Here is a 12,190-nt window from a genome sequence, read left to right as displayed (position 1 = left end):
ACGATTATTGCGTAGGCGAAGGTTAATCCCTGTTCTAAGCTCACATGCGAATCGCGCCCGTTAAACGCAAAGGAGTCTGCATGGTTGGTCCCGGAATGAAAATAGCGCTTGGCCTGAGCCTGTTGGCCTTGCTGAGCGCCTGCAGTGAAGAGGCGCCGGTCGAAAAGAACCGGCCCCGGGTTTTCGTGCAAGAGGTCAAGCTGGCCGACTACGCCGTCAACATCACGTTGACCGGTGATGTCCAGGCCCGGGTGCAGACTGAGTTGTCGTTCCGCGTCGGGGGCAAGATCATCCAGCGTATGGTGGATGTCGGTGACCGGGTCTCGGCCAGGCAGGTGCTCGCCCGGCTCGATCCCAAGGACCTGCAGACCAACGTCGATTCGGCCCAGGCCCAGGTCGTCGCCGAGCAGGCCAAGGTCAAGCAGAACGCCGCGGCCTTCGTGCGCCAGCAGAAATTGTTGCCCAAGGGCTATACCAGCCAGAGCGAATACGATTCCGCCCAGGCGGCATTGCGCAGCACCCAAAGTTCGCTCGCGGCTGCCGAGGCGCAACTGGCCAACGCCCGTGAACAATTGAGCTACACCGCGTTGATCGCCGACGCACCGGGCGTGATCACGGCGCGGCAGGCCGAGGTCGGCCAGGTGGTGCAGGCCACGGTGCCGATTTTCAGCCTGGCCCGGGACGGGGATCGGGATGCGGTGTTCAACGTCTACGAGTCGCTACTGGCCGAGCCACCGTCGGACAGGGCGGTGGTGGTCAGTCTGCTGGATAATCCGGCGGTCAAGACCACCGGGACCGTGCGGGAAGTCACTCCGGCCGTCTCCGAGCAAACGGGTACGGTGCAGGTCAAAGTCACCCTCGACAGCTTGCCGCCAGGGATGCAATTGGGCTCGGTGGTGAGTGCCACCGCCAATACCCGGGGCAAGTCCGCCGTGGAGCTGCCGTGGTCGGCGCTGACCAAAAATGTCAGCGAGCCGGCGGTGTGGCTGGTGGATGGGGAGGGCAAGGCGCAATTGCACAACGTCAAGGTTGGCCGCTACCTGACCGGTAAAGTCATCATCAGCGCCGGACTGACCGGCGGTGAAAAAGTCGTCGTCGCGGGCGGTCAGTTGCTGCACCCCGGTGTGACGGTGGAAATCGCCGAAGACACCTACAAGGATTTGTCTGTGGGGGCTGCGCAATGAAGCGTCTGTTAGTGGTGCTCGCCGGTATGATGCTGCTGGCCTGCTCGAAAGAAGAACCCGCCCCGGAAATAGTGCGTCCAGTGTTGTCGATCACGGTCCAGGCCCTGGATGAGCAGAATCTCGGGCGTTTCGCGGGCAGCATCCAGGCCCGTTATGAAAGCAATATCGGTTTCCGAGTACCGGGGCGCATAGCCAGTCGCAGCGTCGATGTCGGTGCCGAAGTCGACAAAGGGGCCTTGCTCGCCACGCTTGATCCCACCGACCAGCAGAACCAGTTGCGTTCGGCCGAGGGCGACCTGGCGAGTGTCCAGGCGCAACTCATCAACGCCCAGGCCAGCGCCCGGCGACAGCAGCAATTGTTTGATCGCGGGGTGGGCTCCCAGGCGCAGCTCGACAGCGCACTCACCGACCTGAAAACCACCCAGGCCTCGCTCGACCAGGCCAAGGCCGCGGTCAGCCAAGCCAGGGACCAGCTCAACTATGTCGAGTTGCGCGCCGATCACAAGGCCGTGGTCACGGCGTGGAGTGCCGAAGCCGGGCAGGTCGTCACCGCGGGCCAGCAGGTGGTCACTTTGGCGCAGCCGGACATCAAGGAAGCGGTGATCGACCTGCCCGACACCTTGATCGACCAGTTGCCCGCCGACGTGGTGTTCCAGGTTGCCTCGCAACTGAACCCGAACATTGCCACCACGGCCATTGTGCGTGAAATCGAACCCCAGGCCGAAAGTGCGACCCGAACCCGGCGCGCACGCCTGACGCTGACCGAAACACCGCCGGCGTTTCGCCTCGGCACGGCGATCAGCGTGACCTTGAGTAGCGCGATCAAGCCGCGCATCGAGCTCCCCCTGAGTGCCTTGCAGGAGGTCGACGGCAAAAACCGCGTCTGGATCATTGATGCGCAGACGCAAACGGTTTCTCCAAGGGATGTCAGCATCGTCAGCCGTACGCAAACTACGGTGGTGCTGGCCAACGATATCAAGGCTGGCGAGCGAGTCGTCAGTGCCGGTGTGAACAGCCTCAAGCCGGGGCAGAAAGTGAAAGTCGATGAGGGCAACCCACAATGAAAGGGAGTTTCAACTTATCCGAATGGGCCCTCAAGCATCAGTCGTTCGTCTGGTATTTGATGTTTGTTTCTCTGCTGATGGGCGTCTTCTCGTACCTGAACCTGGGTCGCGAGGAAGACCCGTCGTTCACCATCAAGACCATGGTGATCCAGACCCGCTGGCCCGGTGCAACCCAGGAAGAAACCCTCAAGCAGATCACCGACCGTATCGAGAAAAAGCTCGAAGAGCTTGATTCCCTCGACTACGTGAAAAGCTATACCCGCCCTGGCGAATCCACGGTCTACGTGTACTTGCGCGATACCACCAAGGCCAAGGACATCCCGGAAATCTGGTACCAGGTGCGCAAGAAAATCGGCGACATCCGCTACTCGTTTCCCCAGGGCATTCAGGGGCCGTCGTTCAACGACGAGTTCGGTGACGTGTTTGGTTCGATCTACGCCTTCACCGCCGATGGCCTGTCGTTGCGCCAGTTGCGCGATTACGTCGAGCAGGCGCGCGCCGATATCCGCGGTGTGCCGGGGCTGGGCAAGATCGAGATGGTCGGCCAGCAGGACGAAGTGCTCTACCTGAATTTCTCGACACGCAAACTGGCGGCGCTGGGCATCGACGAGCAGCAAGTCGTACAAGCCCTGCAGACCCAGAACGCCGTGACGCCGTCCGGGGTGATCGAAGCCGGTCCGGAGCGGATTTCCGTGCGCACGTCCGGGCAGTTCATTTCCGAGAAGGATCTGGCCAACGTCAACTTGCGGCTCAATGACCGTTTCTATCGCCTGGCCGATATCGCCGATATTCGCCGTGGTTACGTCGACCCGTCGACCCCGGAATTTCGCTTCAATGGCCAACCCGCCATCGGTTTGGCCATTGCGATGCAAACGGGCGGCAACATCCAGGACTTCGGTAAGGCCCTGCACCAGCGCATCAGCGAGCTCACGGCGGATCTGCCAGTAGGCGTCGGTGTGCACAACGTGTCCGATCAGTCTGTCGTCGTGGAAGCGGCCGTAGGCGGGTTCACCAGTGCGTTGTTCGAAGCCGTGGTGATCGTGTTGGTGGTCAGCTTCATCAGCCTCGGCGTACGCGCGGGGCTGGTGGTGGCGTGCTCGATCCCGCTGGTGCTGGCGATGGTCTTCGTGTTCATGGAATACAGCGGCATCACCATGCAGCGAATTTCCCTCGGCGCATTGATCATCGCTCTCGGACTCCTGGTGGATGACGCGATGATCACCGTCGAGATGATGGTCTCGCGTTTGGAACTGGGCGAAACCAAGGAACAGGCCGCGACCTTTGCCTACACTTCGACCGCCTTCCCGATGCTCACCGGTACGCTGGTAACAGTGGCGGGTTTCGTACCCATTGGCCTCAATGGCAGCTCGGCCGGTGAATACACCTTCACCCTGTTTGCGGTCATTGCAGTGGCCATGTTGGTCTCGTGGGTTGTCGCGGTGTTGTTCGCCCCGGTGATTGGCGTGCACATCCTCAGTACCAATGTGAAGCCGCACTCGGCAGAGCCCGGGCGCCTCGGGCGGGCGTTCAATGGCGGCCTGCTGTGGAGCATGCGTAACCGCTGGTGGGCGATCGGCATAACGGTGCTGCTGTTCGGGTTGTCGGTGGTCGGCATGCGCTTTGTGCAGAACCAGTTCTTCCCGGCCTCGGATCGCCCGGAAATCCTGGTGGATCTGAACCTGCCGCAAAATGCCTCGATTGATGAAACCCGCAAAGCCGTGGATAAACTTGAAGCGACCCTCAAGGGCGACCCCGACATCGTGCGCTGGAGTACCTACATCGGCCAGGGCGCGATTCGTTTCTACCTGCCCCTCGACCAGCAACTGCAGAACCCTTACTACGCTCAGCTGGTGATTGTGAGTAAAGACTTCGAGACGCGCGCAGCCCTCAGTGACCGCCTGCGCGAACGCCTGCGCAAAGACTTCGTCGGCATCGGCAGTTTCGTCCAGGCCCTGGAAATGGGCCCACCCGTGGGGCGGCCGATCCAGTACCGCGTCAGCGGCCCGGACATCGACCAGGTGCGCAAGCACGCCATCGATCTGGCCAGCCAACTGGACAAGAACCCGCACATCGGTGAAATCATTTTCGACTGGAACGAGCCAGGCAAGGTACTGCGCATCGACATCGCCCAGGACAAGGCGCGCCAGCTCGGCTTGTCGTCCGAAGACGTGGCGAACCTGATGAACAGCATCGTCAGCGGCTCGACGGTGACCCAGGTCGACGACGATATCTATCTGATCAACGTGGTCGGTCGCGCCGTGGACGCCGAGCGGGGCTCACCGGATACCCTGCAGAACCTGCAGATCCTCACACCGGGCGGCACCTCCATTCCACTGCTGGCGTTTGCCTCCGTGCGCTACGAACTCGAGCAACCGCTGGTGTGGCGTCGCGACCGCAAACCGACAATCACCATCAAGACGGCGGTCATCGGTGATATCCAGCCAACCGATCTGGTGACACAGCTCAAGCCGGATATCGAAAAATTCGCCGCCTCGTTGCCGGCTGGCTACAAGGTCGCCACGGGCGGTACGGTGGAGGAAAGCGCCAAGGCCCAGGGGCCGATCAACAAGGTGGTGCCGTTGATGGTGTTCCTGATGGCCACCTTCCTGATGATTCAGCTGCACAGCGTGCAGAAGATGTTCCTGGTGGCCAGCGTCGCGCCGCTGGGGCTGATTGGCGTGGTGCTGGCGCTGGTGCCGACCGGAACGCCGATGGGCTTCGTGGCGATCCTCGGCATCCTGGCGCTGATCGGTATCATCATCCGCAACTCGGTGATCCTGGTGACCCAGATCGATGAGTTCGTGGCACAAGGTTCGTCACCCTGGGATGCGGTGGTGGAAGCTACCGAGCATCGTCGTCGACCGATCCTGCTGACCGCGGCGGCGGCGAGCCTGGGCATGATCCCGATTGCCCGGGAAGTGTTCTGGGGGCCGATGGCCTACGCGATGATTGGCGGGATCATCGTCGCCACCTTGCTGACGCTGCTGTTTTTGCCGGCCTTGTATGTGGCCTGGTACAAGATTCGCGAGCCGAAGAAAGAAGTGCGCTAAGACGAGCGCTGCGCGCTCATCGCGGGCAAGCCCGCGATGGCGTCAGTACTGACTACGAAGACTTGCGCCATACACTCGCCAACCAAGGCTGCTGCTCGCGCGGCAGCCCCGCTGGCCGGTAGTAATGCTCCAGCTCCACAAAGCCCGCTTCGGTCAGCAATTGCTGCCATGCCTTCAGGTCGTGATACGACCCATAGCGTGGCCCGTTCCAGCCTTCCTGGTTGTCGCCACGGGGATTGGAACTGAACAACACACCACCTGCCTTCAATGCCGTGCGCAGCTCTTTCAATACCCGGGGCAGCTCCTGGCGCGGGATGTGAAACAACACCGCATTGGCAAAAATCCCATCGAAGCGTTCCTGAGGCAAATCCAGCTTCAGGAAGTCCTGCTGCCAGACCTCGCAACCGCTGTCCTCCCGGGCCATTTGCGCAAACTTCTGCGAGCCATCAAGGCCTACCGCCGTGTGGCCCATGCGCGTAAAGGTCTGCAGGTCGCGACCGGGACCACAGCCAAAATCGAGAATGTCGAACGGCGGCTCGCCCTGAATATGCCGCAACAGCGCGTCGATGTTCTGGCTGACATCGTGATCGCGGGTGCCTTCGCGGAAACTTTCGGCCACCGAGTTGTAATGGTCCAGAGTCGTGGACGTGATCTGCTCGAGGTCGGCGGGAGTCTGTTTCATGGTCGGCTGCGCAGGTAAAGGGAGATGCGCAAACTATAAGCGCTTTCGCGCTTTAAAGATCGCAGCCTGCGGCAGCTCCTACAGAGGAGCTCCCTGTAGGAGCTGCCGAAGGCTGCGATCTTTTGATCTTGATTCAGCTCTTCTTCATCCCCAGGCACTCAATGGAATGATCCACCATCGCCTTGGCAATCTCCAGCAAATGCCAGACCGAGAACACCATTGCACGGTCGGCGCCCTTTAGATGGTCGCCACATTGATAGGCTGTGACCGAGGCGCAGCGCAGCAGATCGGCGATGTAGAGTTGGGTGTCTTCGAAGCTCACGTCTTTGCTGACGTTGTAGAACCGCAGTTCGTCGGGCGGGGAGGGTTGATCGCCAGTGAGGTAGAAATCAATGGCGCGGTAGAGCGCTGATCGATCCCTGAGCGGGTCTTTTTCGGGGGGTGGGTCGGGTACTGATCTTTCCATGTGTTGCTCCTATTGCTGCATGGGAGCCGACACTTTTCGCCTACTAAACGATTGGGTGGCGGCTGTACGCAGGTTAGTAGGCCGGTCAATAGGAGAAACCGGTGCACCCGAAGGTACCCCACGCACAGCCACCATTTTCTGCATGCGGCAAAGTGCCGGACATGAGCATGGAATTGCTATGCGCCTATTGTTCCGGGCTACTAAACCCGATCACTGATGAGCAGTGACGGACCGAGACTAACCACGGAGTTTGGCAGGCGCAAGCGAGCGGAATAATCTAGGAAACGTCCTGCAAAGGAAAGGGATTGAGCCTTCAGAATTGCCGATTTTCTTGTACGAAATATCGCCAAGATCGCAGCCTTCGGCAGCTCCTACAGGGTGTACACATTCCCTGTGGCGCCACCCTGTAGGAGCTGCCGAAGGCTGCGATCTTTTGATCTTGATCTAACGTTTGTTCAATCCCCGAGCCAACCGATCCCCACCCAACTGAATCACCGCCACCAACGCCACCAGCAACACGATCACCGTCAGCATGATCTGGCTATCGAAGCGCTGATACCCATACCGATAGGCAATGTCCCCCAACCCACCGGCACCAATCGCCCCCGCCATGGCAGATGAGTTGATCATCGTCACCAGGGTGATGGTGAAGCCCCCGACAATCCCCGGCAGCGCCTCAGGCAACAGCACATGCCAGACGATGTGTTCACGTCGGCAGCCCATGGCCTGTGCGGCTTCGATCAAGCCGTGATCGACTTCGCGCAAGCTGACTTCAGCGATGCGCGCAAAGAACGGCGTAGCGGCGATGGTCAATGGCACCACGGCTGCCCAAACGCCGTACGTGGTACCGACGATCAAGCGAGTGAACGGAATCAACGCCACCATCAGGATCAGGAACGGAATCGAGCGGAACAGGTTTACGAAGGCACCCAGTGCGCGATTAAGCGCCGGGGCTTCATAGATACCGCCCTTGGAACTGGTGACCAGGATCACCGCCAGCGGAATGCCCGCCAGCAGGGCGATCAACGACGACACGCCGACCATCAAGAACGTGTCGATGAATCCCTGCAGCAAGCGATCAAACCACATAGCCCAATACCTCTACCTGTTGCGCCCACTGGCCGGCGCGTTGACGCAATTCTTCGACGCCCAGGGACGAGCCCGTCACGGCCAGCAGCAGTTGCCCAAGCGCGTGTCCCTGAATCCGTTCCACGCCACCCTGCAGCAAGCGCACGCGGCCACCGAGTGCACTGAACAGTGCGGCAAGGTCCGGTTCGGCCTGGGCCGTTCCGGTGAACTGCAGGCGCAGTACCACCGCGTCCTCTGCGGACTGCGGTTGCGGATGCAAGCGGCTTTGCAGCTCTGGCGGCAGGGCGTGTTGCAACGGTGCGAGCAGGGTCTTGCTGACCTCATGCTGCGGGTTGCCGAAGACTTCCCACACCGGGCCTTGTTCGACGATGCGCCCGTATTCCAGCACCACGACGCGATCACAGATCTCGCGGATCACCGCCATTTCATGGGTGATCAGAATGATCGTCAGGCCCAAGCGTTGATTGATCTCGCGCAGCAGGCCGAGGATCGATTGCGTGGTCTCCGGGTCGAGTGCCGAAGTGGCTTCGTCGCACAGCAGAATCGCCGGGTCGTGAACCAGGGCGCGGGCGATGCCAACTCGCTGTTTCTGGCCACCGGACAGTTGCGCCGGGTAAGCCTTGTGCTTGGCTTGCAAGCCCACCAGTTCCAGCAGTTCACGAACCTTCTGCTCGCGCTTTTCCTTGGGTACGCCGGCGACTTTCAGCGGCAGCTCGACGTTCTGCCAAACCGTCTTGGCGGACATCAGGTTGAAGTGCTGGAAGATCATGCCGATGCGCCGACGCAACGCCACCAGATGGTCTTCATCGAACTCGCCGATGTCCACTTGATCGATCAGCACGCGCCCCGACGTCGGTTGTTCGAGGCGGTTGATGGTGCGGATCAGCGACGACTTGCCGGCGCCGCTACGACCGATGATGCCGAACACTTCACCGTGCTGGATCGCCAGGTCGATGCCCTGCAACGCGGCCACCGGACCTTGCTTGCCGTCATAGGTTTTACCCAGGCCGATGAAGCGCACGTGAGCGCGGTTCAGGTCCGGGTGCAGTTCGGTCTGTTCAGCTTTCTGGGGCTCTGGAATATCCAGTCGCCGTTGGATCGCAGCTGTCATGCTCAGCTCTCCCAACCGGCTTGGTAGAGCTTGCCGTGGGCTTTATCCAAGGCTGCGCGAACGGCTGGCGAGTGCTGGTAGATGTCGACGAACTTGATCAGGCGCGGGTCGGTTTTGCTCTTCGGCTGGATCACGAACTGGATCACGTATTCCTTGTGGTCGAGGCCGTCGAACAGCAGGGCAGAACCGGCGTCGAAGGTTTTAGCCAGGCGAATATAGGCCGGGTAGCCCTGGACGAGATCGGCGTCGTCGTAGGCACGTACCAGTTGCACGGCTTCGACTTGCAGGATCTTGATGTTCTTCGGGTTGGCGATGATGTCTTCTTCGGTGGCCTTGTAGCCGACCCCCGGTTTAAGCGTGATCAAGCCGGCCTTGGCCAACAGCTGCAAGCCACGCCCGCTGTTGATCGGGTCGTTGGCGATGGCCACGCTGGCGCCTTGCGGTAGCTCGTCGAAGCTTTTGTACTTCTTCGAGTAGAGACCGACATTGTTGATGATCCCCGGTGCAAAGGGCACCAGGTCAAACCCTGAGGCATTCTTGGCGTTTTCCAGGAACGGGATGTGTTGGAAGTAGTTCACGTCGATGTCGCCGGCGGCGAGGCTGACGTTGGGCGCGATCCAGTCGGTGAATTCCACCAGTTCAACTTTCAGGCCTTGTTTGCCGGCCTCTTCTACGGCCGCTTCCAGAGGAATGGCGAAGGCGGCGGTGGTGCCGATTTTCAGCGGCGCATCGGCGGCGAAAACCGCGGAGCTGAACAGGCCGAGGGCCAGGGCCAGTGCTTTGACTGGGTGGGTCAGGAGTTTCTTGGTCATGTTGGTTATTCCAGTCAGTACATAAATTTGGCCGATCGTTCCCACGCTCTGCGTGGGAACGCCTCTCGGGACGCTCCGCGTCCCTGCGGCTGTGACGCGGAGCGTCACTGGCTGCATTCCCACGCAGAGCGTGGGAACGATCAGTTACAAGGGTTAGTGTCGGTAGTGAGACCCGGTATGTTGCTCAGGCAAATGTGCGCCCTCGTTGAACAGCTTTTCGCGCAAGCTGCCATTGTCGTAAGCAGTCTTGTACGACCCACGCCGTTGCAACTCCGGGATCACCAGCTCAATGAAATCCACATAGCTTTCCGGTGTGACGATGCGCGTCAGGTTGAAGCCGTCCAGGCCGGTTTCGGCGATCCACGATTCCAGCTCATCGGCCACTTGCCCGGGCGAGCCGACCACGGTGATGTAGCGGCCACCCAGGGCGTGTTGCTCCAGCAATTTGCGCCGGGTCCAGTCGTTGTTCTGCAGGTTTTTGGTCGCCGACTGGATCGCGTTGCTCTTGACGTACTGGATCGGTTCGTCGATGCCATACTCGGAAAAATCGATGCCGGTGGAGGCCGAAAAATGCGCCACGCCGGCCTCGGCGCTGGCGTAGCTCAGGTATTCGGCGTGCTTGGCCCAAGCGAGTTCTTCAGTTGCGCCGACGATCACGTTCAAGCCCATGAACACTTTGATGTCCTCAGGGTTGCGCCCGGCCTCGACGGCGCTGGCGCGAACCTTGTCCACCTGGACCTTGGTCGACGGTTTGTTCTGGCCGCTGATGAACACGCACTCGGCGTGGCGCCCGGCGAACAGCAAACCGCGATCGGAACTACCCGCCTGGAATAGCACCGGGGTGCGCTGCGGTGACGGCTCGCACAGGTGATAACCCTCCACCTGATAGAACTCGCCCTTGTGTTCGACCTTGTGTACTTTTTCAGGCGCAGCGTAGATGCGCTGCTGCGGATCGTTGAGTACCGCGCCGTTTTCCCAACTGCCTTCCCAGAGTTTGTAGAGCACCTCCAGGTATTCATCGGCCTGGTCGTAGCGGCGGTCATGCTCGACTTGTTCGTTCAGGCCCATGGCCTTGGCCGCGCTGTCGAGGTAACCGGTGACGATGTTCCAACCGACTCGACCGCGACTCAGATGATCCAGCGTCGACATGCGCCGGGCGAACAGGTACGGCGGTTCGTAGGTGAGGTTGGCGGTGAGGCCGAAGCCAAGGTTTTTCGTCACCGCAGCCATCGCCGAAACCAGCAGCAACGGGTCGTTGACCGGCAGCTGGATCGACTCTTTGAGCGGCACGTCCACCGAGTTCTGGTACACGTCATAGACGCCGACGATATCCGCGATGAATAAGCCGTCGAACAACCCGCGTTCCAGCACCTGTGCCAGTTCGGTCCAGTATTCGATCGTCTTGTACTGGGTCGAGGTGTCCCGTGGATGCGTCCACAAGCCATGGTTGATGTGCCCGATGCAGTTCATGTTGAACGCGTTGAGCAGGATCTTCTTTTTCGCCTCGGCCATCAGATGGTCCCCCGCAGTGGCGGGTTTTCATCGTTGAGGTAGTAGTTGCCGACTGCGTGATATTTCCAGCGCACCGGGTCGTGCAGGGTATGCACCCGGGCGTTGCGCCAATGGCGATCCAGACCGTGCTCGATCAGGGTGGCCTGGCTGCCGGCCAATTCGAACAAGGTGGTGCCGGCGGCGAGGGAAATTTCAGTGCTGATGGCGCGAGCCTCGGCGACCGCAATCGACGCGGCAGCGACGCTCTCGGCATGAGTATCGGCCTGGGCCTTGTCGAGCAATTCACCAGCGCGCTCAAGCAAGGCTTCGGCAGCGTGCAGACGAATGCTCAAATGGCCGAAACTCTTGAGGGTCAGTGGGTCGTCGCTGGCTTTTTCATGGGTGGCGTCGATCCATGGCCGGGTTTTGGTGCGCACGAAATGCAGCGCGTCTTCATAGGCCGCGCGGGCGATGCCGGTGTCGATGGCGGCATGGAGAATCTGCGCCAGCGGGCCGACCGGTGTTGGCCGCTCGAAGGCGGTCTGGAACGGGATCACGTCTTCGGCGGCCACAAAGACCTCTTCGAACACCACCGAGCCGCTACCGGTGGTGCGCTGGCCGAAGCCGCTCCAGTCGTCGATCACCGTCAGGCCCTTGCTGTTGCGCGGGACAAAAGCCAGTTGCTGCACGCCGTTTTCATCGATCACCGAGGTCGGGATGCGCTGGGCGTAGATCGCGCCGGTGGCGTAGAACTTTCGACCGTTGATGCGATAGCCATCGCCATCGCGTGTCAGACGGGTGACGCGATCATGGGCGGTTTTTGTCCCCAGCTCTGCCAGTGCATTACCAAAGCGCTGGCCGGCCAGTACTTCGGCGTACAGGCGCTTTTTCTGCGCTTCGCTGCCATTCACGCGTAGCACTTCCAGCGCATAGAAGTGGTTCTGCGGGATTTGCCCGAGGGAACCATCCGCTTGGGCGATCAGTGCGATGACCTTGGCCAGGGTGACGTTGGAAACGCCCGCGCCGCCATACGCCTTCGGCACGCTGATGCCCCACAGGCCCGAGCGGGAGAACACCTCCAGCTCGGGGTGTGGCAAGCGACGTTCACGGTCGCGCAGGGCGCTGTCGCGTTTGAAATCTTCGGCCAGATCGCTGGCGACGATCAGGGCTTGCTCATCGCTGGTGATGACTGCGACGTGTTGAGAAAGGGTCATGTGTTTCTCCAGAGCTCTGGTAAAAAA

10 protein-coding genes are annotated in these 12,190 nt (G+C 60.7%); 3 read left to right on the top strand and 7 right to left on the bottom strand.

Going from position 1 to position 12,190, the window contains the following annotated elements:
- Window positions 1-80 precede the first annotated feature (80 nt).
- From PG5_RS04100 to PG5_RS04090, 3 genes are read left to right on the top strand one after another with little or no spacing between them, the layout of a single operon-like run.
- Window positions 81-1,184: an efflux RND transporter periplasmic adaptor subunit gene (locus tag PG5_RS04100; RefSeq protein WP_020795825.1), complete on the top strand. Its 1,104-nt coding sequence runs from the start codon at window positions 81-83 to the stop codon at window positions 1,182-1,184.
- A complete protein-coding gene (locus PG5_RS04095; RefSeq protein WP_042955232.1) occupies window positions 1,181-2,248 on the top strand; it encodes an efflux RND transporter periplasmic adaptor subunit in 1,068 nt (355 codons plus the stop codon). Before PG5_RS04100 ends, PG5_RS04095 begins: the two co-directional genes overlap by 4 nt.
- Entirely contained in the window at window positions 2,245-5,298 is a 3,054-nt protein-coding gene (locus PG5_RS04090) for an efflux RND transporter permease subunit (protein ID WP_020795823.1), read from the top strand. The genes PG5_RS04095 and PG5_RS04090 overlap by 4 nt, the downstream gene beginning before the upstream one ends.
- 52 nt (window positions 5,299-5,350) lie before the next feature.
- Here the strand turns inward: PG5_RS04090 and PG5_RS04085 are convergent, their stop codons facing one another.
- The 7 genes from PG5_RS04085 to PG5_RS04055 all read right to left on the bottom strand — a co-directional run bounded on the left by PG5_RS04085 (window position 5,351) and on the right by PG5_RS04055 (window position 12,163).
- Window positions 5,351-5,980, bottom strand: a complete 630-nt coding sequence (locus PG5_RS04085; RefSeq protein ID WP_020795822.1) for a bifunctional 2-polyprenyl-6-hydroxyphenol methylase/3-demethylubiquinol 3-O-methyltransferase UbiG — start codon at window positions 5,978-5,980, stop codon at window positions 5,351-5,353.
- Between the two features lie 133 nt (window positions 5,981-6,113).
- On the bottom strand, window positions 6,114-6,446 hold the full coding sequence (locus PG5_RS04080) for a DUF6124 family protein (RefSeq protein ID WP_020795821.1): 333 nt from the start codon (window positions 6,444-6,446) through the stop codon (window positions 6,114-6,116).
- 444 nt (window positions 6,447-6,890) lie between these two features.
- A complete protein-coding gene (locus PG5_RS04075; RefSeq protein ID WP_020795820.1) occupies window positions 6,891-7,535 on the bottom strand; it encodes a methionine ABC transporter permease in 645 nt (214 codons plus the stop codon).
- Window positions 7,525-8,646 (bottom strand): methionine ABC transporter ATP-binding protein, encoded by a 1,122-nt coding sequence (locus PG5_RS04070; protein ID WP_020795819.1) that lies wholly within the window; start codon window positions 8,644-8,646, stop codon window positions 7,525-7,527. Before PG5_RS04070 ends, PG5_RS04075 begins: the two co-directional genes overlap by 11 nt.
- A 2-nt stretch (window positions 8,647-8,648) precedes the next feature.
- Complete coding sequence (locus tag PG5_RS04065; RefSeq protein ID WP_020795818.1) at window positions 8,649-9,458, bottom strand: MetQ/NlpA family ABC transporter substrate-binding protein; 810 nt, start codon at window positions 9,456-9,458, stop codon at window positions 8,649-8,651.
- Window positions 9,459-9,611: 153 nt separating this feature from the next.
- Window positions 9,612-10,970 (bottom strand): LLM class flavin-dependent oxidoreductase, encoded by a 1,359-nt coding sequence (locus PG5_RS04060; RefSeq protein WP_020795817.1) that lies wholly within the window; start codon window positions 10,968-10,970, stop codon window positions 9,612-9,614.
- A complete protein-coding gene (locus tag PG5_RS04055; protein ID WP_020795816.1) occupies window positions 10,970-12,163 on the bottom strand; it encodes an SfnB family sulfur acquisition oxidoreductase in 1,194 nt (397 codons plus the stop codon). The genes PG5_RS04060 and PG5_RS04055 overlap by 1 nt, the downstream gene beginning before the upstream one ends.
- Between the last annotated feature and the right edge of the window lie 27 nt (window positions 12,164-12,190).

It is taken from the genome of Pseudomonas sp. G5(2012) (genome assembly GCF_000408945.1).
GTDB lineage: Bacteria > Pseudomonadota > Gammaproteobacteria > Pseudomonadales > Pseudomonadaceae > Aquipseudomonas > Aquipseudomonas umsongensis.
Note: the sequence above shows the minus strand (reverse complement) of the source record. Positions and strands in the feature narration are given on the sequence as shown.